This is a genomic window from Cyclobacterium sp. L-R, assembly GCF_056859355.1.
The window spans coordinates 50,034-76,783 of record NZ_JBSXOH010000037.1 but is presented as its reverse complement, the minus strand read 5'-3'; the positions used below and the strand labels follow the sequence as shown (position 1 = coordinate 76,783).

General features: G+C 38.6%; 14 protein-coding genes. 5 read left to right on the top strand and 9 right to left on the bottom strand.

Features of this window, described 5'->3' with window-relative positions; genetic code table 11:
- Positions 1–492: 492 nt before the first annotated feature.
- Entirely contained in the window at positions 493–1,962 is a 1,470-nt protein-coding gene (gene crtD, locus AC13EX_RS03650) for a 1-hydroxycarotenoid 3,4-desaturase CrtD (protein ID WP_482891579.1), read from the top strand.
- Here the strand turns inward: crtD and AC13EX_RS03645 are convergent.
- The 5 genes from AC13EX_RS03645 to AC13EX_RS03625 form a co-directional block, all read right to left on the bottom strand.
- Positions 1,959–3,359 carry an MltF family protein gene (locus AC13EX_RS03645; protein ID WP_339711445.1) on the bottom strand — a complete coding sequence of 467 codons (1,401 nt, stop codon included), beginning with the start codon at positions 3,357–3,359 and terminating at the stop codon, positions 1,959–1,961. The genes crtD and AC13EX_RS03645 overlap by 4 nt on opposite strands.
- Positions 3,360–3,479: 120 nt before the next feature.
- Entirely contained in the window at positions 3,480–4,802 is a 1,323-nt protein-coding gene (locus AC13EX_RS03640; RefSeq protein WP_482891578.1) for a TolC family protein, read from the bottom strand.
- Between the two features lies 1 nt (position 4,803).
- On the bottom strand, positions 4,804–7,866 hold the full coding sequence (locus AC13EX_RS03635; RefSeq protein ID WP_482891577.1) for an efflux RND transporter permease subunit: 3,063 nt from the start codon (positions 7,864–7,866) through the stop codon (positions 4,804–4,806).
- A gap of 9 nt (positions 7,867–7,875) precedes the next feature.
- Positions 7,876–8,952, bottom strand: coding sequence for an efflux RND transporter periplasmic adaptor subunit (locus AC13EX_RS03630; protein ID WP_048641114.1), 1,077 nt, complete (start codon positions 8,950–8,952; stop codon positions 7,876–7,878).
- Positions 8,953–9,471: 519 nt separating this feature from the next.
- The gene (locus AC13EX_RS03625; protein ID WP_482891576.1) at positions 9,472–12,870 is read right to left on the bottom strand and encodes a TonB-dependent receptor; all 3,399 of its coding nucleotides are present in this window, start codon (positions 12,868–12,870) and stop codon (positions 9,472–9,474) included.
- A gap of 575 nt (positions 12,871–13,445) precedes the next feature.
- On the opposite strand from AC13EX_RS03625, the gene AC13EX_RS03620 reads away from it, so the two are divergent.
- Positions 13,446–14,144, top strand: a complete 699-nt coding sequence (locus AC13EX_RS03620; RefSeq protein WP_482891575.1) for a lysoplasmalogenase — start codon at positions 13,446–13,448, stop codon at positions 14,142–14,144.
- 6 nt (positions 14,145–14,150) lie between these two features.
- On the opposite strand, the gene aspS is transcribed toward AC13EX_RS03620, so the two are convergent.
- Positions 14,151–15,911: an aspartate--tRNA ligase gene (gene aspS, locus AC13EX_RS03615; RefSeq protein ID WP_339711435.1), complete on the bottom strand. Its 1,761-nt coding sequence runs from the start codon at positions 15,909–15,911 to the stop codon at positions 14,151–14,153.
- A 237-nt stretch (positions 15,912–16,148) separates the two neighbouring features.
- Between aspS and AC13EX_RS03610 the strand changes: the two genes are divergently transcribed.
- The 3 genes from AC13EX_RS03610 (at position 16,149) to moeB (ending at position 19,963) form a co-directional block, all read left to right on the top strand.
- Entirely contained in the window at positions 16,149–17,417 is a 1,269-nt protein-coding gene (locus AC13EX_RS03610; RefSeq protein WP_048641118.1) for a M23 family metallopeptidase, read from the top strand.
- 208 nt (positions 17,418–17,625) lie between these two features.
- A complete protein-coding gene (locus AC13EX_RS03605; RefSeq protein WP_482891574.1) occupies positions 17,626–18,645 on the top strand; it encodes a glycosyltransferase family protein in 1,020 nt (339 codons plus the stop codon).
- A 178-nt stretch (positions 18,646–18,823) separates the two neighbouring features.
- The gene (gene moeB / locus AC13EX_RS03600; protein ID WP_482891573.1) at positions 18,824–19,963 is read left to right on the top strand and encodes a molybdopterin-synthase adenylyltransferase MoeB; all 1,140 of its coding nucleotides are present in this window, start codon (positions 18,824–18,826) and stop codon (positions 19,961–19,963) included.
- Between the two features lie 380 nt (positions 19,964–20,343).
- On the opposite strand, the gene AC13EX_RS03595 is transcribed toward moeB, so the two are convergent.
- Genes AC13EX_RS03595 through AC13EX_RS03585 form a run of 3 tightly spaced genes read right to left on the bottom strand, consistent with a single transcriptional unit; the run spans position 20,344 to position 26,667 of the window.
- Positions 20,344–22,707, bottom strand: coding sequence for an OmpA family protein (locus AC13EX_RS03595; protein ID WP_482891572.1), 2,364 nt, complete (start codon positions 22,705–22,707; stop codon positions 20,344–20,346).
- A 2-nt stretch (positions 22,708–22,709) separates the two neighbouring features.
- Positions 22,710–23,684, bottom strand: coding sequence for a PorP/SprF family type IX secretion system membrane protein (locus tag AC13EX_RS03590; protein WP_482891571.1), 975 nt, complete (start codon positions 23,682–23,684; stop codon positions 22,710–22,712).
- 40 nt (positions 23,685–23,724) lie between these two features.
- A complete protein-coding gene (locus AC13EX_RS03585; RefSeq protein ID WP_482891570.1) occupies positions 23,725–26,667 on the bottom strand; it encodes a T9SS type B sorting domain-containing protein in 2,943 nt (980 codons plus the stop codon).
- Positions 26,668–26,750: the final 83 nt, after the last annotated feature.

Below are 26,750 nucleotides of genomic sequence, written 5' to 3'. Positions count from 1 at the left end.
TGGCTGATTTTGAAGCGATTTCAGCACGTAATAGATTGTCTATTACATATTTCGGGTTTAAGAGAGCTAAGAACATTTCGCGAGGAATGAAGGGAGTGTACAGCACATTATTTTAGCGGCATTGTTGCCAATTTATTTTTGTAACAATGTTGCTAAATTCTCTACAAACATTTGCTCCAACCATTCCATTTTTTCAATATCTCTAAATCCGAATAAAATTAATCCACCTTTCCTGCTACCTTCTTTTTACTTGACATGTAAATTGTCTTAGACTGATTTGGTAAATCAGCTACTAAAGTACAACAATATTAAGCGGAACCTTGTTATTCTATCATACTGCTAATAATAGAAGCAGAAGGGTAAATATCCATATTTCCCTCTGCCATTATTTTTGAATAAATCGGATTATCTCCAGGCAATTGAAAAGCATTTATTATATATTGAATAGTCCATAGCTACCTTGTTATTGGCTATTCAAGTTGATTAAAACTAATGGAAAAGAAGGCAATAATCGTAGGTTCTGGTATTGCGGGCTTGGCAGCCTCAATCCGTTTATCTCTCAAAGGATATCAGGTAAGTGTGTATGAGGCAAATTCTTATCCGGGAGGAAAACTGTCAGAAATCAAGATTGATGGCTATCGTTTTGATGCTGGACCCTCTTTGTTTACCCTTCCCGAACAGGTTGAAGAGTTGTTTGAGTTGGCAGGAAAAAACACAAAGGACTATTTTCAATACAAAAGACTTGCCATTAATTGCAATTATTTCTGGGAGGATGGCACAAGATTAAGCGCCCATTCTGATGTAGATAAATTTGCTGATGAGGTAAACAAACAACTTGGGGAGCCGAAGGAAAACACAAAAAAGGCGCTAAAAAAATCAGCCTATATTTACCAACACCTTGCTCCCCTCTTTATGCATAGATCTCTGCACAAGTGGAGCACTTGGTTCAATAAAAATGCTTTTCGGTCCTACCTTAGAATGGGAAAACTTGGGCTATTCAGCACCATGAATCAAGCAAATTCCTTACAGTTCCATCATCCAAAACTAGTACAACTATTTAATCGATATGCCACCTACAATGGCTCAGATCCCTATCAAACACCAGCCACTTTAAACATCATTCCTCATTTGGAATTCAACAGGGGCGCTTACTTCCCTGTGAAGGGAATGCATGACATTACTTCCAGCCTGTATGGGTTGGCCAAAGAGCTTGGGGTTTCTTTTAATTTCAATCAACCGGTAGAAAAAATTCTAGTAAAGAACAATAGGGCCATTGGTATACAGACCCCAAGCGGCGATTATTTCTCCGATTTAGTGATCAATAATATGGACATGGTAACCGCCTACAAAACCATTCTCAAAGAGGAGGTCCAACCTAAAAGATTATTGAAACAACCAAAGTCCAGCTCAGCATTGATATTCTATTGGGGGATCAAGAAAAATTTCCCAGAGCTTGACCTTCACAATATTCTTTTTAGCAATGATTACGAGAAGGAATTTAAGACCATTTTTGATAAAAGGGACGTGTACAAGGACCCAACTGTCTACATTAATATCACCTCCATTCATAAGGAAGACGACGCACCAGATGGCTGCATGAATTGGTTTACTATGATAAATGTACCAAATAACCAAGGTCAGGACTGGGACAAGATAAAATCCAAAGCAAAAGAATTCATCATCAAAAAAATCAACAACACGCTAAAAACAAACATTGAACCATTAATTGAAGTTGAACACATTCTGGATCCTATAGGTATAGAAACCAAAACTTCCTCAGCGAACGGTGCCTTATATGGAAATAGCTCCAATAATAAATATGCTGCTTTTTTAAGACATCCGAATTACAGTTCAAAAATAAATAAATTGTTCTTTTGCGGAGGAAGCGTTCATCCTGGCGGGGGCATTCCATTGTGCTTGTTATCTGCCAAGATTATGGCCGACATGATTCCAAATGCTTAAGAATCGACCAACACCTTATACGATTCGTACAAACCATATACCTCACGAACGTAACGTACTGTGACATGGCCTTTGGCATAGCCACTTTTCACCCATGGGTCTCTGTAAACTTCTGGTTTTGATTTTCTCTCCAAGTAATAGGCTACATTTTCCCATCTTTTATTGTCTTTTCCATACTTGTAGGCGAGACGCCATGCATCCTGCACATGCCCATGACCTACATTGTAAGAAGCCAAAATAAATTTGATCCTTTCATTATTATCCGGAACCCTATCTAGCCAAAAGCCATCAAGGTATTTCAAATAATTTACTCCACCTCTCAAACTTTCATTGGGATTATTGGGATCATTGACGCCAAATCGCTGCAAGGTCACTGGCATTAACTGAAGCAAACCTACTGCACCAGCATAGGATACTGCCGAATGATTAAAACGACTTTCTTTATAAACTAGGGCAGCCAACAGACGCCAATCCCATCCCAACTTATCCGCACCTTCCTTGATTATATCATCGTACGCAGATATCCTATCCCCCGACACGGAGGAAAAGGCAGAAGAGGATCGATGGTAGCTATTTTTTTTATTCAAAAAATATTTATGGTATAAAATGGATTTATACCCAGTTCTATCTATTCTCTCTATCCACTCATTAATCTTACTTTCCAGTAGGGGTGCATTTTTTCGAATAGCCCAAGAAACAGGGTTGGGCTGACTGACCATAAGATTTACATCCAGCAAATCGTTATATGTCGCATTAACCAAAGCAATGTCATTGTCAACTACTGTGTAGTCAATTTCTTCTTGTATCACCTGATTGATAAGCTCTTCTAAACTGGTGTTTTTTTCTTCTATGGTAAGGGAAAGCGACAGGGAATCACTAAGTGACATGAGGCGTTCCTTATAAATGGTACCTTTTTTAATAAATACCTTCTTATTTGATAGTTGAATCAAGCTATCCACATGAGTGTGGTCCTTTCGCTGAACCACTACTGTTTCCATTGTATTTACAGGAGCAGTAAAGGAAGCATATTTCTTGCGTTCCTCATTGACCTCAAAATTGATGGCTACAATATCTGCCTTCCCTTTATTTAATAAACGGAAGGCATCCTCTAAATCATGTCTTACAATTAACCTTAGGTTTACACCCAGTTGGTTGGCAAGGTTCCTAAGCAATTCAAATTCGTAGCCCATGGTACGGCCACGGTAGATATAATAGCTGGTAGAAGAATTGTCAACAATCGCCCGAATAAATCCTCTTTTCTTTATGGCATCAAAGTCCAATTCTGCAGGATGTTCCCAATATTTTGGCACTTTCTTTTCTTTCACCTCTGGCTTACAGGAAGCCACTAAACAGGTAAAAATGACCAAGAAAAGGTAAGAAATATTGGTTTTTGACATAGAGTGGGCGCTCTAATCTTGCTTTGGTGAACTCAATTATAGGCTTTTATCCTTAATATACCAAAATATGCCCCGCAAAATGTAAATGTTGAATATCCTAATTAACCTTTTATTTTGCCTTTACATATCCGTATTCGCAAAATAAATTTTACCAGAAAGGCGCATTAGTTCTATTTCATTTTCCTTAATCGTATAAAGGGATTCTATCAATCTACTCTCTGCTTGAAGCCTGCTCACCTGGGCATCTCTAAACTCAAGGTAATTGGTAATCCCTAAACGGAACCTATCCAAAGTGATGTCTGAGCTTTCTACGGCTACCTCATAATTGATCCTTTCGATCTCTAAAAGTCTTTTGCTATTTTCGTAGGTATTATAGGTTCGCTGAAGATCGGACAACATTTGATTTTGATACTGTTCCATCAAATGCTTTTGATTATTGATCTGAATTTTGGCAGCCTGTATGCGCCGGTTAAGGGCTAGACCACTAAAAAGATTTAAACTAATGGTCGCTCCCAGGTTAATTCCTTGCTGTTGATTACTCAATAAAAAGCCCGCATCAGAATTTAAGGTATTGTCGATATAGGAACCATTCAGTGTAATTGTCGGTAAGCGCTGCGCCCTCAATTCCTTCAACTGCAGGTAGGCCACATTTTCCATTCTCTGTGTCACCAAGAAGGTTTTGTTTTCGTCGAAGGCACTTTCTTTAAGTTCTTCTAGAGAAAAAGAGTCCTTAATGATAATGGTGTCATTTACCGCAAAATTCTTTTCGGGGGAAATGGCCAACAATTCATTTAAATTTATTCTTGAATTTTGGATGACTTGCTCTTGAGAAACCAAGGCGGTAAGATCCGCATTGTAATCTACCTGAGCTGCCAAAAAATCCCTTTTGGACGCTCTTCCAAATTCATATTGGGCTTTGGCAATTTCCAGCCTTTCGTCAGACAGTTTCAAAGTGTGCTCAAGCACTTCATACCGTTGCTGTTCAAGTACCAATCTGTAATAAGCGGTGGCTATAGCCGCTACTGTATTTTCAATCACCACTTTGGCTTCCAACTCACTTACTTCTGCAAGTTTGCCCAAACGCTTCATCGCAACCACTGCATCGGCCCTAAACCCATAAATAGCTACAAGGCTATAATTATTGTTTCTAGTTTGTGCGTTGGGAATGATTCTTGGGTTTTCTGGATCACTTACAAAGGCCTGTTCAGTATCTTCTTTTCTGTAGATCCTGGTATTGTTCAAATCCAGAACCGGCATCAAGAGACTACCAGCTTGTTTTTTTTCATTTTCAGCCAATAAGACCTGGTTGCTGGCAATTTTAACGTCAAAATTGTTCTCCAAGCCAATCTCAACTGCCTTTTCAAACGTTAAAGATTCTTCCTGCTGTCCGTACATTTTGCAGGAAATCACCATCACCAAACCTAGCAATAAAAATTTCTTCATATTAAACTCTTGCTAATCTTCCTTGTTTAGAGGTCAAATAAGTATAAATACCTGGAATAATAAATAAGGTAAGCACCGTGGCCAGTAACATACCGCCAACTACTGCCACCCCCATGGGAACTCTTCCTTCCGAACCAGCCCCTAAAGCAAGTGCTATTGGTAAGATTCCCAAAATTGTAGATAAACTGGTCATTAATATAGGCCTAAATCTAGCTGCGGCTGCTCCTTCTATGGCCTCGGCTATAGGAATCCCCTGCGCCTTGCGCTGATTGGCAAACTCCACAATTAAAATACCATTTTTTGTAACCAGCCCTATCAACATAATAATACCAATCTGGCTAAACACATTTAGCGTAAAATCAAACAACCACAAGGAGAATAAAGCTCCGAAAATAGCCAATGGCACAGTAAACATAATCGTTAACGGATCCATAAAACTTTCAAACTGAGCAGATAACACCAGATAAATCAACACCAATGCAAAAACAAAAGCAAAAACCAAGCTGCTGGAACTGTCCCTATACTCTTTCGAAAGCCCTGCAACATCAGTGGTATAAGTTTCATCCAAGACCTCTGCAGCTATTCTATCCATTTCTTCCAAGCCAATCCCTACGGTTTGCCCCGGTGCCAGACCGGCCTGAACTGTTGCACTTACAAATCTATTGTAACGATAAAGCTGAGGCGGAGTACTTCTTTCATTGATACTAACCAGGTTGTCCATCTGTATCAATTGTCCATCTTCACCTCTAACGTATAACATCCTAAGGTTTATTGGTTCATTCCTATCCTCCAACTGCATCTCTCCTACTACCTGGTATTGCTTGCCATTCATGATGAAATAATCAAAGCGCTGGCCTGAATAACTGAGCTGAAGGGTCCTAGCAATCTCTTGTACAGATACGCCAATATTCCTTGCCTTTTCCCTATCAATCTCAATTTCAAGCTCAGGCTTGGTAAATTTAAGATTAACATCAGGAAAGGTAAATACCGGACTCTGCCCAACCTTGTCCATAAATACAGGAATGATTTCTTTCAATTTTTCCAGAGTCTGGGCCTGGATAACGTACTGGATGGGTAATCCTGCTCTCCTATCACCAATAGATGGTTCCTGAGCACCAAATGCTCTGACAGCTGTTTTATTTTTCAGGTAAACAGATACCTCATCAAAAATCTCCTGCTGACTTCTGTTTCGTTCAGAAGCGTCATTTAATATCACCCGAACGAATCCAGAATTGGTACTTGCTGTACCAAACCCAGGTGAAGTAACAGAAATTAAACCAGCCCTTTCCTCTTCGGGAATAATGGCTGATAATTCCTCCGTCATTTCGTCAATAATTCGATCCATATAACTAAAAGTGGCTCCTTCTGGTCCAGCCATATTGATTCTAATCTGTCCCCTATCCTCCAATGGAGCAAGTTCAGATGGGATATCGTTGAAAAGAAAGTAAGTACCAAATCCCATAACAGCTATAAGGACAAAAGACATCCACCTTACGTTCATAAAGGAAGTAAGCGCCTTTACGTAGACTCGGTTTAACCAAAGGAAAAATGGTTCGGTTTTATTGTACAACCAATTTTGACGCTCCCTTTTTTTCAAGAGTTTGGAGCTAAGCATAGGGGTCATCGTCAGTGCTACAAAGGAAGAAATAATCACCGCTCCTGCGACTACAACACCAAACTCTCTAAATAACCTTCCAGTGGTTCCGGTAAGAAATATTACTGGTAAAAAAACAGCGGCCAAAGCCACCGTGGTGGCTATAACTGCAAAGAAAATTTCTTCTGCCCCTTGCTCTGCTGCGGTTTCAGGGTCTTCTCCATTTTCTATTTTAGAGTAAATGTTTTCTAATACCACAATGGCATCATCCACCACTAAGCCTATGGACAATACTATCCCCAATAAGGTCAGCACATTGATTGAAAATCCAGCCATGTACATGATGAAAAAGACACCAATTAAGCTTATTGGAATCGTTAGTACAGGGATAAAAGTCGTTCGCCAATCTCTTAGGAAAAGGAAAATTATAAGCACCACCAGTAAAAAAGCGACGAAAATAGTTTGTTGCACCTCACTGATTGAATTTCTTATGTACTTGGTTGTATCAAAACCTATACCGAGCTCAATATCTTCCGGAAGGTCTTTTTTGATAAATTCCAGACGACGATAAAACTCGTCCATTATCTCAATACTATTCGATCCCGGCAGCGGAACCAAAGCAACACCAACCATCGGTACACCATCCCTTTTCAGAACGGTTCTTTCATTCAACGGTGCCAATTCAGCTTTTCCCACATCCTGAAACCGAACCACATTGTTCGCTTCTTCTTTTATAATCAACCTGTTGAATTCCTCCGGAGTACTCATCCGGCTCCTTGTCCTTACAGACAATTCAATGGATTCCCCCTCTATTCTTCCTGTAGGAAGCTCCACATTTTCACTTTGTACTTTGTTAAGTATATCCAAGGGGGTCACTCCATAAGAGGCCATTCTTAAAGGGTCCATCCTCAAGCGCATGGCATATTCCTTTTCACCCCAAATTCGAATTTCGCTGACACCATTTATGGTCTGCAGTCTTTCTTTGAAAATGTTGGTAGCAATATCAGAAAGCTCCAATAAACTGCGCTGATTACTCTGAACATTTAAAAAAACGATGGGCTGAGTATCGGCATCTTGTTTGGACACTATGGGAGGCTCCGTATCGGGAGGAAGGTTCCTCTGAGCTCTAGACACTTTGTCCCGAACATCATTGGCCGCTGCCTCCATGTCTGCTCCAATTTCAAACTCAACAGTTATGCTACTGTTACCATCGTTACTAATAGAAGTCAATGATTTTATACCGGATATACCATTAATGGCTTCTTCCAGAGGTTCTGTGATTTGGGCCTCAATAACATCTGCATTGGCTCCAACATAGGAAGTCCTTACATTGACTACAGGAGGATCTACACTTGGAAACTCTCTAATACCAAGAAAAGAGATCCCTATAATACCAAATATTAAAATAGTGAGCGACATCACTATTGACAACACTGGCCTGCGAATACTGATGGTTGATAAACTAGACATATTGTGCTATCAGTTCGTTAAATTAACATCCACGGACATTCCATCCCTTGCTTGTAATACTCCTGTGGTCAATACCAGCTCTCCTGGCTTCACCCCTTCTACCAGCTGAACCCTAGTGTCCGTTCTCTGCCCGATCACCACTTTTCTTGATTCAACAACCCCATTCCTGCTAATAAATACCTTGTACCCTTCTAATTCAGGAATAACAGATTCGGAAGGGACCAAAATGGCATCAGATACTTCATCTAAAACCAGGCGTACTCTGACAAACATCCCTGGGAGAAATTTTTTCTGTTTATTCGCACTTTTCGCCCTTATCTTAAGGGTACGTGTTGCCGCATCAATATTGGGTTCGATGGCATACACTTTCCCCTCTGCCTCATCATTGTTCACATTGGAACGGAAATAAATAACCGACCCTAATTTTATCTCATCTGAATATCGCTCAGGAATTGAAAATTCAATCTTTATAGGATCCACATTCACAATGGTAGCTATCAGGTCTGAAGTACCTATCACACTTCCTTCTGAGATTTGCCTGAAGCCTAACTCACCATCAAAAGGTGCTTTTATGACCGTTTTATTTAATTGCGCTTCTATCAAGCGCAAGTCTGCTAAGTTCGTATTGTATTGGTTGAGTACGATATCATACTCTTCCTGACTGATGGCTTCTTTTGTAAGTAATTGCTTTTGCCTACTCTCCTGACTTTCATAAAGTTTTTTGGTATATTCAAGTCGATCGTATTGAGCTTTTAACTCATCATCATTTAAATACAAGAGAGGCGTTCCTTTTCTTACAAATTGACCTTCCTGAAATGTGATTTTTTCCACCAGGCCTGCCACCTCTGGCCGAAGGTTTACAATTTCATTCGGGATTAATGTTCCTGTAATATTTAAACTGGTTTCGAGGTTCTCTTCCTTCAACTCTATAACTTCCACAGGAAGATTAGATTTAGCACTTTGTGCCGTACTTTCCGCTTGGGTGGAATCACTATTAGTAAAAAGACTCATTCTTGGATAAAAAAATATAAATCCAATTACCAATAGGATAATACCTATCAAAATGATTTTAGTTTGGTTTTTCATTCTGGAAACTAAAGTATTGTTTTACCTACAAATATGCTATAAAATGTAAATTCAATTGGTTGGCAGACTGAATAAGCTGGTAGTCAATATCATTCAGTAAACTATTAGAAATAACAACCGCAAAAGCTCTTATTTAATGCAAACCTCAACATTCATAAAGTTAAAGTAATCTAAATTAAAATCTTAAAGAAACAATAAAATTTAAGAGGTAAAACTAAGCCATTAATGGCAAAGAATCGAACGACATTTAAGTACTTCGAGGAAAATAACCTGAAATAAATTACAGATTGTCTTTGTTCTACCGCTATCAAGCTAGAGTAAGCTCTTTTATTGTTTTTCTCAATTTTATCTTTGATTAAACCTTAGCTCAACCAGGTTTTCTTTAGACGCTATAGCCCGATTGATTGGGGAAACATCATTTTATCACATCTTAATTAGCACTAAAAAAATTATTCTGAAGCATAAAAAAAGGCCACCCAAATAGGTGGCCTTCTTATTAATTGATTCTTTATAAATGGCTTAAAAAAGATATCTCAAACCAACCTGCATGCTCCAGGTTGTTCCAAAGCCACTGGCATTTCTAAAAGGAGTCATTGGCAAGCTGCCTGAAACTGTATTAAGGTTAAAGTTAGGTGTTGGACTTACAGATCCAGCTCTTGCAAGCAGGTTTTCAGCACCATTTAAATTGTCCTGAATTCCCCAATCACTATTTAGTAGGTTACCCAAGTTAACAATATCCAAACTCAATTGAACGGTGTTTTTCATTTTACCGAAAGTTTGAGAAACATCCTGCAATATTCTGATATCAAAACGGTTTAACCAAGGGTTTAGGAAAGCGTTTCTTGGCAAGTATCCACCTCTGTATTTGCTTAATCCATTTTCCTCAACATAAGCATCAAATGCTGCTCTTTGCTCTTCAGCAGTATACACTACATCGTCATCATCAGTAATATCCACAAAATTCATGGTAGAAGAACTTTCAGGAAGGTAAATCAAATCTCCTGTTATACCATCTCCATTAAAGTCATTACTATAAACATAAGAGAACCTTCCTTGGTGGGCACCATTATAGTACATACCGATAGTAGTTGCCAATGCATTTCCATATTCAAACCTGTAACTCACACTTCCGACTATTCGATGAGGGATAGCGAAATTTGAGATGTGCAACATTTGATCATTTGGACTATTGATCGTAGGGCTTGCACCCCATGCAGAACTCGCATTGGATCCATCGTTTGCAGTCACGTCTTTTGCAGAAGAATAAGTATAGTACAAAGATGCACTTAGACCTCTATGATAAGGCACTGACAAGCCTACTGTTCCACTAAAGCTTCTTCCTTTAACATTGGTATTGGAAAGTACTGTGGCATTGTTTCCACCCATTACACTGTTATAAGCTGTACTTTGGCCAGGAAGGAATATTTCTCGGTTGTCACCATAATCATCTTGGGCATTGCTTGCGCCATAATTCATGGTATTGTTAGACCTGATTCTGTTGGCTCCGTATTGGAAAACCGCATTGATATCCTTGGTATACAAGAAATCAGAAGTCAATAACAATGGCGTGTTTGGAATTTGATAATCCAAGCCGAAACTAGATCTCCACACCATAGGCATTTTAAAATCAGGATCAACCAAAGCAAAAGATCCAGGAGCTCCTTCTGTAGGTGAAGAAATAAATACATCTTCAGCTCCTTGCGGTACATTTTCTACATAGTAGTAACGCTCAGGCTGGAAAGTAATATTATCAATCCATCCTTCTACTTGCTCATAGCTTCCCGGTTCAACATTATTTTGAATCACACCAGCATTGGTAGGCATATTGGTCAACCAAACAAATGGAACTCTTCCTGAGAATACGCCGGTACCTCCTCTTAAGGTAAGCGAACGGTCTCCGAACACATCATAGTTAAAGCCAAATCGCGGAGAAACCATCAATTTTGATTTTGGCCACATTCCCGAATTGTAATTCGTAGGCATTCCAAACTGATTGGTCAGTGTAATCTCATTGATAGATGGATTAGGGGTTAACTCATTAAGGTAAATAGGAAGTTCTGCACGCAGACCAAATGTAATGCTAAGGTCATTGCTAACTGCATATTTATCTTGAGCATAAAGTGAAGCCAAACCAAAATTAACCCTTGAATAGGTGTCTTTTCCTGCATATGGGTAAGTCAAGCCAAACATGGTAGGAGCTACTTCATTGGCGGTACCTGTAGATAGAAAATCAGCTACTGATGCATACCTGTAATAAGAGGTTCCCATTCTGGTATAACTGTTACCAAAATTCTGAATTTCAAAGGCAGCTCCCATGGTGATGTTGTGCTTACCTTCTACATAGTTCAGGTTATTGATAATAGAGTAGTTATTATTAATAACATCATTATTAAAGGTAAACAACTCTGTACCGAAGGATATATAATTCATTGAACCTTTATCCTTTACCAAGTTTCCAAAACCATCATCTATCATACTACCACCATCCCAGATATCTACGAATGGGAAAAGTTGGTCAGAAGGTGAAGTTCTTTTGTCTTGAATTTTTGAATAGGTAGCTAACAATTGATTTGACCAGCTCGGATTGATATAACTGTTCAATTCTGCAGTAATGGATCTTACTGAATTCTCAAACCCATAATTCCCATTTTCAAAAGTGATTGCATTCTGGCTAACTCTAGCTCCATTTGGCCAAGGAGCTCTTGGACGAGGACCTGAGGTGGCATTGGCCAACTGGTTGGAAGTACCAATTACCTGATTGTACCTGACAGCAAGCTTATTTCTCTCATTGATATTCCAGTCAATCCTCGCAAGTAGTTTCGTACTGGATTGCTTTGCTTCGTTGGCATAGCCTTCATATCTTCCTGGGTCGTAGCCCCATTGGTTGATCAGGTGATTTTGTACAGCCTCCAAGTCTGTTCTTGTAGGTCTGGCGATGTTATTTTCCGGATCAGCAATACCATCTTCAGATGGTCTCCAAAGGTTCACCCCGGAAGCATTGGCCCCAGTTAGTATTTCCCTTTCAGCGTTCACAAAGAAGAACAATTTGTTTTTGATGATTGGTCCACCCAATCTAAATCCAAAGTTATTAGTTGCCGCATCTACCGCTTCCAATTCATTGTCTCCAATTTTATTCCCTTGAAGAGATTGATTTTTGAGGAAATAATAAGCAGAACCTTCGAAGGTATTTGTACCGCTTCTCGTTACTGCATTGATTCCTGCTCCTGTAAATCCACTTTGAAGCACATCATAAGGAGCTATATTCACTGTAATTTCTTCAATTGCATCTAGTGAAATCGGCTGAGAATTTCCTCCTGGAAGAGGGTCTCCACTTAGTCCAAAACCATTATTGAAATTGGCTCCATCAATTTGTAGGTTATTGTACCTGGCATCTCTACCTGCAAAGGAATTTCCGCTAGCCTGTGGGGTCAATCTAGTAAACTCCAGTACACTCCTGTTGATTTGCGGAAGATTTTTTAATTGTTCGTTCGAAATGTTAGTAGCAGTACCTGTCCTGTTAGCAGTAAAATCTGAACCTCGAGTTCCTTCGACTACAAACTCTGTCAATTCAGTATCTCCATCAGAAAGGGCAGCATTAAGGTTGTAAACCTCCCCTAACCTCAATACTATTCCAGTGAATAGTTGAGACTCAAAACCCAGATAGTTAATTTCTATCGAATAAGGTCCTCCAACTCGTAAATTGGGTAGATTAAACCTTCCATCCAGATTGGTAACCGCTCCATACACAGACCCAGAGGGTTCGTGAGTTGCTTTTACCGTTGCACCTATCAGTGCCTCTCCATCATTGTCAAGAACCGAGCCCTGAACGGAACTGGTAGTGACTTGCCCATAACTGCTTCCTATAGCTAGGAAGAGTAATAGCACAACAAGCATTCTCTTTTGTAACAGTTGCTTCATTTTCAAATATTTAATAGGTATAAATAAATAATAGAATTACAAATCGGATTGGCTATAATGGGTACAAATATAATCTTAAATTGAAGCTATAATGATAGCTAAACATTAAGTTTTTAATTTGAAACAGCAAAATTAATTAACAAATTCCTAACATAAGAATTTAGAAGGAAATTTTTTATTTTAATTCACTAACTGGTCAGAAAAAAATTTTAAGCTGTTTTTTTAATATTGACTTTAAGATTGTTTCTTAGGCACTTTTCACATTTTCTGTTTTGAATGGTTAATGTAAAAAAATCACTTTAAAGGCCAGAATCAATTCCCTCTACCAAATAAAACTGTAGGCTTTTTAAGTAATTTATTTCATATAAACTCATTACCTTGAACATTAAAACAGTATCAGAAGCATTACCTGTTTAATTAAAATTCATTTACTTAGAGGTCTTTTTCGAATATTTCATAAAGTAAAAGACAAAAAAAACAACTCCAACTACTTCTGATATATTATACTATTAACTACCTAACTCTCTGATTGGTTCGAATTTAAGTTAAAATTAAAAATATTGAAATTTTACGAAATGCGCAAAAAAGAAATCCTATGGTTATACGTATTCCTGTTTGCAGCCCTAGCAGACATCTCAATGATCATTAATTCTGAAACCAGCTACAGGTATTTCACTAAACCACTGATAATGATTGCTTTGCTGATGTATTTCTTGCAAAGCACAAGGTTAATCAAAGATAGCTTGTTAAGAACTGCTGTTTCCGCCGCGTTGTTCTGCTCCTTCTTAGGGGATGTTTTGCTGCTAAACAACAACTTATTCTTATTCGGGTTGGGAGCCTTTTTTATGACACATGTTGGTTATATCATAGCATTTAAACTAACCCAAAACCATTCTTTTAATCTTCTGGAAGTGAATTTTATAAAAATGTTTATTTATAACCTTCCACTTTATATTGTGGCGGCCCTTATTTACTTTTTGATTCACTCACAGTTAAATGAGCTAAAAATACCAGTTATCATATACATAATGGCCATTGTCATGATGGTGACAATGGCCAGAGAAAGGTATGGAAGAACCAATAAAACCAGTTTTTGGCAACTGTTTATTGGTGCAATTCTCTTTTTTACTTCTGATAGCCTATTGGCCTTGGATCGATTCTTTTATCCCATAGTAGATGGAGACCTTTTTATAATGGGCACCTACATACTGGGACAACTACTGATCGTCATGGGCATAAGAAGTCACCTATTACAGGTCAAAAGCTCCCAATAGTAAAATTTATTCTTTTTCTTTTTCCTTGATGTTTAATGACAATTCAACGAGTTGCTCTGCAGAGATAGTACTTGGGGAATTGATCATTACATCTCTACCTGCATTGTTTTTAGGGAATGCGATATAGTCTCTAATAGAATCTGTACCTCCAAATATGGCACACAGCCTGTCAAAGCCAAAAGCAATTCCACCATGTGGGGGAGCCCCATATTCAAACGCTTCCATTAGAAAGCCGAATTGAGATTGTGCTTCTTCCTCGGTAAACCCAAGGTGCTTAAACATCAATTGTTGGGTTTCTTTGTCATGAATCCTAATAGACCCACCACCTATTTCCACACCATTAATTACCAAATCGTAAGCATTCGCTCGAACTTTTCCAGGATCCTGATCAAGCAATACCATGTCTTCCTTCTTAGGAGAAGTAAATGGATGGTGCATGGCATGATACCTTGAGGTTTCTTCATCCCACTCAAGAAGAGGGAAATCAAGTACCCATAAAGGTTTGTAGACTGATTTGTCTCTCAGCCCCAATTCATCACCCATTTTCAACCTTAACTCAGACATTTGTTTTCTGGTTTCTTTTTCAGTACCTGAAAGCAATAATATTAAGTCGCCGGCTTCAGCCCCGGTCTTTTCAGCCCATGCTTTAAGATCTTCTTGGCTGTAAAATTTATCAACAGTAGATTTGAAAGATCCATCTTCATTGCACTTAACATAAACAAGTCCTTTGGCACCTATCTGAGGCCTTCTAACCCAATTGGTAAGGGCATCAAGTTGTTTACGGGTATAGGATGCAGCTCCTTTTGCGTTGATTCCAAGTACTAGTTCTGCATCATCAAAAATGCTAAAACCTTTTCCTTGAACTAAATCATTGAGCTCTACAAATGGCATCCCAAACCGAATATCCGGCTTATCATTTCCATACAAACGCATGGCTTCTTCATAGGTCATGCGCTCAATATTGCCCAGTTCCATGCCTTTCACTTCTGTAAAAAGGTGGCGAACAAGACCTTCGAATACTTCCAGAATATCTTCCTGCTCCACAAAAGACATTTCACAGTCAATTTGTGTAAATTCAGGTTGTCTGTCAGCCCTAAGATCCTCATCTCGAAAGCATTTTACAATTTGAAAATAACGATCAAAACCGCTGACCATTAATAACTGCTTAAATGTTTGTGGAGATTGTGGCAATGCATAAAACTCACCACCATGTACCCTACTTGGGACTACAAAATCTCTGGCTCCTTCAGGTGTAGATTTGATCAACACGGGTGTCTCCACTTCCATGAAGTCCATTCCATCCATGTATTTCCTGGTTTCTTGCATCATGCGATGCCTAAGTTGGAGTTTTTCTCTCACAACATTACGTCTAAGATCCAAATACCGGTATTTCATCCTTAATTCTTCACCACCGTCGGTTTCATCTTCGATAATAAAAGGAGGTACTTTGGCCTTATTCAATATCTCTAATCCACTTACGCGGATTTCAATCTTTCCAGTAGGAATTTTATCGTTTTTGGAAGTACGTTCAATTACTGTACCTTCAGCCTGTACGACAAACTCACGCCCTAAGGTGCTTGCACTTTTCAAAAGTTCGGGGGCAACATCACCTTCTTCAAAAATCAGTTGGGTAACGCCATATCGATCCCTTAGGTCTACCCATACTAATCCCCCTTTATTCCTTACCCTTTGCACCCATCCGGAAAGTTTCACTTTTTTATCCAAATCCTCCAGACGGAGTTCTCCACAAGTATGTGTTCTAAGCATTGAATTAGATTTTTATTTGCAAATAATCGCCAAAGATAATGATTCAGTCTAGAGATTGCTATTTTTAAGTGCAAGATAAAGCAATACATTATAGGATATTCACGTTTTTACCTAGATATTCATTTTAAATGTTGCAGGAAAAAAACGTATATTCGCAAAGTCTGTACTGCTTGTATTGCAATTTACTAAGAATACCAACTTAAAATAACCCAAAAAATATAATTTACCCTTGATTTTATGAAAAAATATTGGACTTACGGAGGATTGTTAATCATTATCTGCATTGCTTTCTGGATTTTCAGCGGAAATGACTCTCTAGTTCAGGAAAATGATAGGCTGGAAGTAGAAGTAGAAGAAATCATACCAGAAGAAGAAAACTTATTGTACGGGATTAATGTAGATGATTTGGACATTGTTGAGGGTATAGTGGAGCGAAATCAAACCCTGTCGACACTTCTTGCACCTTTCAATGTACCTTACCAGATCATCGATGAGATTGCAAAAAAATCCAAGGCAATTTTCGATGTTAAAAAAATCGCTTTCAATAAAAAATACACCGTATTAACACCAAAAGACTCTTCTCAAGCTCAATTTTTTATTTACGAGCCCAACAGAACAGAATTTGTCGTTTTTAATCTTGGACAACCGGCTATTTACAAAGAAAACAAGCCGATGGAAATCAAGAATAGAGAAATAGGAGGTACAATTTCTTCCTCCTTATATGTAAATATGACCGAGCTGGGATTAACGCCAGATCTTATTGACCAATTTGCTGATTTGTACGGTTGGGTAGTAGACTTTCAAAGATTACAAAAGGACGACAAGTTCAAAGTCATTTTTAAAGAGCAGATTGTAGATGATCAAATTGTAGGCATTGAGGATATAGAAGCGGCTTATTTTGAGCACATGGGACAAGGTTACCATGCTATTCCTTTCGAACAAAATGGCATTATTTCTTATTTTGATGAAAAAGGTAACAGTCTTAAAAAGGCCTTTCTAAGGGATCCTTTGAAATTTTCAAGAATAAGTTCAAGATATAGCCTGAGCAGATTTCACCCTGTACAAAAAAGATACAAAGCCCATTTAGGAACTGATTATGCCGCCCCTAGAGGTACAGAAATTCGTTCTGTAGGTGATGGAACCGTTCTTGAAGCAACTTACAGAGGGGGCAATGGGAATTTTGTCAAAATCAGACACAACGGAACCTATACCACCCAATACCTACACATGTCCAAAATTGGTAATGGCATCAAAAAAGGCACAAGGGTAAAGCAAGGTCAAGTAATAGGCTATGTAGGAAGCACCGGCTTGGCAACTGGTCCTCACCTTTGCTTTAGATTTTGGAAACATGGCAAGCAGGTTGACTGGTTAAGAGAAGAAATCCCACCGGCAGAACCGATTGCAGAAGAAAATAAGCTGGCATTTGAACAGGTAAAATTAGAGAAGATCAACAAGCTTTCTTCTATCAATTATACTGAGGTTTTACCTCTTCTCACCAGTAATTAATCTTTTATAAAGTCAATCTAAAAAAGTTTAAAAAATACCCAATATTCGAATTTATTGTCATTCCAACAGGGTGCCCAAAATGGGGAAAGTACCTTCTATTAACTGATTAAACCACTTCCAAAGGACGGAAAGGAATTCCTAATGTAGTGTCCGGGAAGGGGTAATGTAGTTCTATTCTTACTTTTCAATATATTATCAAAAAATATAGATGAAACCTAGGGTGCTTTTAATTAATAATTACTCAATGGATCGGGCTTATTCCCTTTGGGAAAAAGGCCAGAGTGGCAGCCATCATGTCTGGGGAAAAGTTGAACTTGACCAAAGAGGGAAGGTAGAAATGATCGTTTTCCCCCATGAAAAATATAAATTTCTAAATAAGATTGGAAAGTTATTTGGGATAGGCCATTTGGATCAGCAAATCAGAGTTTTGTTAAATCTTAATAGCTTTGACATTCTGTATTCTCCCTATTCAAAATCAAACACCAAATTATTACTCATTTTAAAAGCCATCGGTTTATTTAGAAAGCCTATGGTGGTCACTATCCATCAGCCTTTCTGGATGGGGAAAAATGAAAATAAAATCTTTCGCTGGTACGCAAAAAAATACATACTAACCTACGATGCCTCTATTTTTTTGAGTAAACCACTTTTAGACAAAACCATCAAACGCTTAAAGATTCCGGATAAATCAAGTAAGGGAAAATTCAGTTTGGCACAGTGGGGCCCTGACATCACCTATTATGAGCGTTATTGTTTAAAACGAAAGCCATTTGAGGAATGTGAATTCTTTATCAGCGCAGGACATACTGATAGGGATTTCGAGACACTGATAGAGGCATTTAGAGGCCTTGATTATAAATTAAAAATATTTTGTACGCCAAAATCAATTCCTAAGACTGTGGATATACCTCCCAATGTTGAGGTAAATTCGCAAGTCCTCACTTTTCACGATTTGATCCCTTTTTACCAAAGGTCCTTAGCCATATTAATACCACTTAAATATCCACACTTTAAAGAAGGATGCCAGGGAATGACCAGCATACAAGATGTTGTATCATTTGGTAAGCCCATGATAATGACAAGAAACCCATGTTTAAATTTAAATGTTGAGAAGGAAGGAATTGGTTACACGGTAGCCATGTACGATATCGAAGGGTGGAAAGAAAAATTAAAAATATTGAAGGAAAATAGGACATTTGGAATGAAATGGGTAAAAATTCACAGTTGACTTTTAAGCAAAAGTTTAATTCTGAAATCTTTGCTTCCCATCTCGAAAAGATCTTTCTATCCACCTACAAAAATAAAAAGGGTTGATAAATTCCACCTCTATTTTTTTATGCAATTAGAGGAGGTAATAGTAAATAGGTACACTTCAATACATAAATGTAGGTATTTAAGCAGAAGATATGGATAACATCAGCTTTTCTAAGGAAGAACTAGCAAGGTATAACAGACACATCATTATCCCGGATTTCGGAATAGAGGCACAAAAGAAACTGAAAAAAGCCAGGGTCTTGGTCGTAGGTTCAGGAGGATTGGGAAGCCCCTTACTACTGTATTTGGCAGCAGCGGGGGTAGGAACAATTGGCATCATAGACTTTGACATTGTAGAAGACAGCAACCTGCATCGACAAGTGTTATTCGGTGTAGATGAGATCGGTTTACCAAAAGTAGAAGCTGCAAAAAAAAGAATAGAGGGCATCAATCCATATATCACTATTAATGCTTACAATAAGAAATTAACCAGTGAAAATGCTTTGGAGTTGATTTCTCAATACGATGTAATAGCAGATGGAACTGACAATTTCCCCACAAGGTACCTAGTTAATGATGCTTGTGTATTGTCAAATAAAACGAATGTTTATGCCTCAATTTTCCAATTTGAAGGACAGGTCTCTGTTTTTAATCATTTCGATGAAGGTGTTAGAGGCCCCAACTATAGGGACTTGTACGAAACCCCTCCACCAGCAGGCCTTGTTCCTAGCTGTGCAGAAGGCGGGGTCCTAGGCGTTTTACCAGGCATCATAGGAAGCTTGCAGGCCCTTGAAGTTATAAAGGTGATTACAGGTGTAGGTGATGTGCTCAGCGGAAAACTATACACTTTTGACGCTCTATCCTTTCAGGCACATACATTCAAGCTGAAAAGGAAAGAGAGCAATCCTTTGAATGGCGCAAATCCTTCCATTACTGCTTTAATAGATTATGATCAGTTCTGCAATATTGGCAATGAGCAAAGAAAGATTAAGGAAATAGATGCTTATGAGCTGAACGCCTTAATCGAAGGGGAAGAGCTGTTTCAGTTAATAGATGTTAGAGAACAGCATGAGTTTGATTTAGAAGATATCGGGGGAGAATTAATTCCTTTAGGCGCGGTTTTAGATAAGGCTGACAAAATTAAGCGGGACAGAAAAGTAGTAATTCACTGCAAAATGGGAGGAAGAAGTGCCAAGGCTATACGTGATCTTGAAGATCGATTTTCCTTTGACAATTTATACAACCTAAAAGGTGGAATAAACAGTTATTTAAAACAATACAAACCAAGATAGACCCAGGTATTTGAATATGAACTGAATTGCCCCTTACTATTTCATTTCCAATAATTTATGCACTTACAATACGGATAAAATTGATAGGCATCCAAAGCAGATATTTAGTTAAACCCGAAATATGCAATAGACAATCTATTACGTGCTGAAATCGCTTCAAAATCAGCCACTTCGTTGCTGTTTTGATATTTCACCATAGCGGTGCTATGCTAAAATATCCAAACAGCCTGATTTTCTTGCGATTGCAACACTTCCCGTAAACACGGGACAGGCTATCACGAATCCAATTACATAATCCGGGTTAAAAGAACAAACCCCTTAGTATTTGATTACTGAGGGGTTTGTTTTTAATAAAAGCACAATTTCCAAAATTGGATTTGCTATTCTTCTTTCTTAGACCAATTCTTGTTTAGTTTTGGTAAGCTAAGCTCAGTGCGACGATTGAGCTGGTGCATTGAAGGTGTACAAGGTTTATCTACGCAGTCATTAACCGGTTTCTCTTTGCCGAAAAACTCATAGACCATTCGATCTGAAGCGATTCCCTTGTCTTCAAGGTATTTTTTCACAACCAAAGCTCGTTTTTCAGATAACTTTTGATTGTAAGCATCGCTGCCTCTATTGTCTGTATGCCCTTTAATTTCCAGTCTTCTTTGAAGCATTTCTCTTAGCAATAAAGCTACTCTTTCTAAGGCCATCATGTCCTCACCATCGAGGGTAGCTTTGTCAAAACCAAAGTATATAGTAGGCAATTCTACTGGCAACTGCACATTACTTATATCACATAGATCAAGGTCAGCCATTTCAGGCGGAAGGTTATATGCTTTTCCTTCCTCTGGGAAAGCCAATAATAACAACTCCGTACGCCTATTGACCTGATGTTTGTTTTCTGGACAAGGAACACCATCTCCACAGTCGTTGGCAGGTTCTTTTTCCCCAAACCACTCTGCTTCAATTCTAGATCTTGCTATTCCGTATTTACCTAAATAATCTCTTACCGCATCTGCTCTTCTTTCACTAAGGGCCTCATTGTAGGCATCACTTGCACGTGAATCAGTATGAGAACGAACAGCTATATTCAAAAATGAGTAGGACTTCAAAAGCTCTGCAACTTTATCTAGGGAAGCTTCCGCATCCTCTCTTATTGATGAATCGTCTAAATTATAAAACACCAAATCAACGTAAGCAGTGGTATTATAAGGAATACGTACCATTTGATAGGTCTTTTCCAGAGAGGCTTCTTTCAGCCCCTTGGTACTCAATTGCTTGTCATGAATGGTGAAGTATCCTTCTTTCTTGATTACCAGTTCCAAATCTTCTTCAGGTGCTATTGATGCTTGTAGTTTCCCTTTCCCATCTTGCTTTACATCCACTATGGATCGATCCGCACCTTCCATAAGGTTAACCTCAAATGTGCCTGTCAATAGCTCACCATTACAGCCTAAAATCAAAGCCTGGAAATCTTTGTAAAGTGTTTCAACTTCAAAAATATCATCCCATCCTTTACTTTCAGGCCTGTTGGAGGAAAGGATGGTTTTATTATCAGAGGTAATGAAAAAACCGAAATCATCTTGTGGTGAATTATATGGAACGCCAAGATTTTTTAAGCCTGAAAAACCATTTCCTGAAATATAGGTTTCAAACAAATCAAGACCGCCTAAACCAAGATGCCCATCAGACGCAAAATACAGTTTACCTCCTTTAATATAGGGAGCGCTTTCATGTCCACTTGTATTTATCTTATTGCCTAAGTTTACCGGGGCCTGAAATTCAAAATCATCATTGTACTGCATATAGTACAAATCAAATCCACCTAAGCCTCCGTCCATGTCGGATGAGAAATACAGACGTTTGTTTTTTTCATCCACAAAAGGATTACTTATTCCATATTCAAGAGGAGCGTTAATAGAGAGACCATTAAAATCGATCATATGGCCTTCCTCGTCCATTCGGCTAAAATAAACCTCTGAATGGACTTCATAACTTCCCGATTCTCTGATATCTCTTGTCACCGTATAAAAGATCACAGGACTCTCTTGCAGGGCAAAGGGATCTGTTGCGTGAAAAACATTGGGGACAGGAATGGTCATTGGTTCAATTTCGCCAGAATCATCCATTCTGTAAATTCCCAAAAAGTCCCTTCCGGTCCAGTCTGACTCCTTATTGTAATATTTATAGCTCTTGACAATTCTTATTCCTTTTTTATTTCGGTCTGATTTACCTCCCCTATCGGAAGAAAAATAAATGTTCCCTTTACTGTCTTTTGTAAAGCCAAAATCAGCACTAGAGGTATTGACACCTTCAACCCCTATAACACCTGCATTGGCTTTGGTCCCATACCAATGTTTTAATGAGTCAAGGTTAAGGTTTTGAATTGCGGAAGTGCCTTTTCCATTTAATGAGTCCAATGCAGCAAACACAGCATCTCTTTCCCCTGCCTTATTAGCAGCAGCGATATAGGACAACCAATCCTCATTTGAAGCATCCGAAAAGTCTACTACCTTTTTCCACCAATTATGGCTTTGTTGGTAATCTCTCAAATAGGTAAAGCCTTCTGCAGCACCTTTGGCAGCCTTATAGGTCGCTTTCTTATTGTAAGCTTTTGCATAACCAGTGGCAGCTTCGTAATAATTTGATTCCGCAGCTTTTTGCTGGGCATACCTCAACAGGCCGTTTTGTGCCTGTACTTGGCAGACCATGGCACTGAATAAAATTACAGGCAAGAAATAAATAAAAATCTTTTTCATATTTAGAACCATCTTGGGTTTTTCATATTCACTTTTCTTGGGGAGATATAATAACCTAAAGACATCTCATGGCTATTGTTTCTCAGACCATTAAGGGCATTGGTTTGTACATCATAAGCATATCCTAGTCTGAGTTTTTCTGTAGCAAACAATTCAAGGATCAATGCTACAGCATTTTTGGAAGAGAGTCCTGAAGGCAAATCAGAGGCACCAACTTTTAAATTGGTACGGTAAGAAGCTCCTGCCCATATTCTATCCATAAATAAAAACATCCCATTTAGGTCAAGGTTGGTTGGTCCGCTTCCCCCATTTCTCATCAGAAAGGATGGCTTAAACTTAACTTCATCAGATAGAGGAAACAAAGCCCCTGCAGTCAGGTAATAGTGGACATTGTGATAAGCCAAAGCAATTGCTTCTTTTTCCAGGCTTTTCTTACCTACTAAATTATACGCGCTGAATCCAGCATAAAAATTGGGGTTGTGAAAAAAGATACCCGTATTTAGGTTGGGCGTATAAACGTTGATCCTTCCTTCTGGTAATTCTCCATCACCGAAATCATTTGGGTCAAACATGCTCCCGTCAATGGCATATTCTGAAATTCCTCCACTGACACCGATTCCCAAAAAGGATTTATCTCCAGTTTGAATTCTGTAAGCATAAGTCAATAAACCGGTATTGGTTTTTGTTGGCCCAACTTCATCTGACATAATAGATACGCCAAAGCCCATCAAACCTTCATTGGCACTTAAATCTGCTGTAACCGTAAAAGTGGTTGGTGCATCCGGTAAACCTCCCCACTGACTCCTGTAGGTAGACTGAACATAATGTTCCCCCTTGTATCCTGCATAGGCCGGATTTACATGTAAGCCATTAAACATGTATTGGCTAAACTGGGGCAACTGCTGGGCTTCTGAGCCATTTATCCCAACAGCAAGCAATATCACCAAAAATCCAAAAACTCTAAAAATATTCTTCATCGAACTTATTATTTTAATGCTGCTACTATACACAAGATCACTATTTTATGACTTGAAGCCAACCTTTATAGGTCTGCTCCTCACCACTATTGTCCGTGATCACTAAGACATAAAAGTAAGAACCCGAATTTAGACCTTGTGCTGCCCAATCATTTCTGTAATCCTCTGATTCGAAATCATGGTCACCATTTCGATTGAAAATAGTCAAAGCACTTTTTGCAAAATTCTCTATTCCTTTAATTTCAAAAGTATCGTTCTTTCCATCCAGATTTCCTGGAGTAATCACGTTAGGTACAAAAAACCTAATGATCTGATTGATGTCACTGGCATCCTGATTGGCAGAACTGTTGTCCTGATCATCTGGCACTTCTATATTCACGGTATTGGCAACTGTACCTACACCTGAGGCCTGCACCTTGATGACATAAACCATTTCTTGGCCAGCAGTAATAGAAGGTATAGTCCAACTTAAGGTATTTCCAGAAAGTGTTGCTCCTGGATCTGTACCTGTAAAGCCAATGTAGGTTACATTTACTGGCAATTGATCACTGACCTTAACATTCTCGGCTGAGCTTTGACCATTGTTACTTACCCGAATTTCATATTCGAATTCGTTGCCTTCATAAATGGCTTTGCCAAAGGAGGTTTTTGACACACTAATGTCTACTGACTTGGCAACCACCGTTACTGGAGAAGCAGTAACTTGATCCGTGAAATCACCGATACTTATCGTAGCAGTATTAATTTTTTCACCTCTTTCAACACCCATTGCTTCAATTTGGAGGTTTAAAGATTCTCCAGATGCCAAAGCTGAAATCACCCAGTTGCCTTCAGAGTCCTGTGCTGGGACTGCTCCCATATTTAACAAACCGGCTGGAAGTGGGTCTGCCACCAAAACATTGGTCAGATCAAAATCTGAATTATTGGTTAGTTTTATCGTGTAGGTAACTAACCCTCCTATTTGAATTTGGGAAAGGTCTGATGTTTTGCTTAATGCCAGCAAAATCGGCCTTACCAAAACACTCACTTTGGCTTGATCGCAGAATAGTCTATCTGCATTCTCACAAATTTCATAGGTAAAGGAATCATCTCCTGAGAAATTGGTATCAGGAGTATAGGTGACTACACCACCATTGCCAATAACAATGGAACCATTGCTCGGATCTGAGGTGATCAACAATGTTTCCTCTAGAATTGCACCTGCATTGGTAAAATCATTGTCCAAAACTGGAATATCAATTGCTACATTTTGATTGGTAACCACATCCTCATCCTTGGCTTCCAATTTAACATCTTGCAAGCTAAATTTAATTTCTCCTTGATCCTTATTGGTTGGGTTTATGGTTTCTACAAGATCATATAACAGAACATAGTCCCCTTCAGGTAAACCTGTAGGCAAGGTAAGTACCCCCTCTTCAGAGAGAGTTACGCCCGCAAGGCCATCATTATCTGTCAATATTGCATGAACCCTATCTGTAGTTACAGGTTCATTATTCAAAAGGTCATTACCCAATACATTCCCTACATCTCCAGCTCGATTTAAATTTATAGAACCGAAGCTATCATCCAAAGCTTCCAATACGGTAGACTGAACAGAAATTGATACCGTAGCCTGATCACATTTCCCTGGGTCAGCTTTATCACATATTTGGTAAACCAATTCAAAATCACCAGCAGGAATTCCTTCTATTATATTAATAGTTCCATCTGCATTCAATACTACTTTACCAGCAGAGTTATTACTTACTATGCTAAGGTTGACATTGTCTATCAATGCTGGTAATCCGTTTAGCAAGTCATTGTCCAATACGTTAATTACAGTCTCTTTACCGAAACTATCATCAAGTTGGATCAAATCATCATTAGCAATAGGAATGTATTCAATGACTTCAACGGTTACCTCTGCCTCATCTGAATCGCCTCCACCCGTTGTGATCTTATAAACCATTTTGTATATGCCCGGGGCAGTATTTGGTGGCACATCTACCGTACCATCAGGATTCAAAGTGACAGTACCGGCTGGAAAAGGAGTCACTGTTTCCAAAGTCACATCAATTGGATTCAATGGAAAACCGTTTAACTCATCATTGTCGTAAACATTAATAACTGCTTCTCCTCCTAATTCACTATTAACTCTTTCCGCTAAATCCGGGGTAGCGGAGATTGCATTGACAAAAAACACAAGTTTTCCGTCAGGTTCATTCACTGCAATAATTCTTATACCAAAAATGGGTTCACTTGACTCAAAAATTGCTGGAGAAAAAAGCACCATATATTGGGTTTGGGTAGGGGCATTGGTAACATGGTTAATACCAGTATTCCATTGATAGCCTCTAACCTGGATAACCTTAGCTCCTTCTATAGGTTTTCCTTCCCTATCCAGTGCAATAAAATCTGTTGCTGAATTACCATTCCTTTCTGTATACAGTAAATACCCAGATGTAACAACCTGATCCTTGTATTCCAGGTCTACAAATGCTTCACCCTGAGGAATGGACGGTTGACCATTAATATCCCAGTAAGATCTAATATCAGGAGTTGAGACAACCATTTCCAAGCTACTCAAAAAGTCAGCTTCCCTATGTGTAGTAATACTATTGTCAGAGTGTACGATTTGAACTGCCTCCGATCTGATAGCTTCTGTACCAATTACCGGATTTGGATTTTCAACCACTGGATTTCTGGTGGTAGCAAAGATTACTTTATCACCTCCAATCTTTATTGAGCTAATTACCACTGGCACATCTGCCGGGCTAGGGTTTTCATTCCCATCGGGTGAGGTTTGAACCAATTCATTCCCTTCAATAAGGTATTTTACTTCCTCAATGAGGATATTATTTTCTGTACCCGTAACAGTCACTGTTTGGGCTGAAACCTGCCCCACAATTGAAACAATAAATAATAAAATAAAAGGGATAAACTTAATGGTCTTTTTAAAAAAATAATGAAGACCAAGCTGAACCAATAAAATTAATCTTTTCATATAAAATTAAACTTAAAAACTAGTCACAACACTCCTATGTAAATCAAAAGAATAAAATAGTCTCCAAAAATAAGACTTTTATT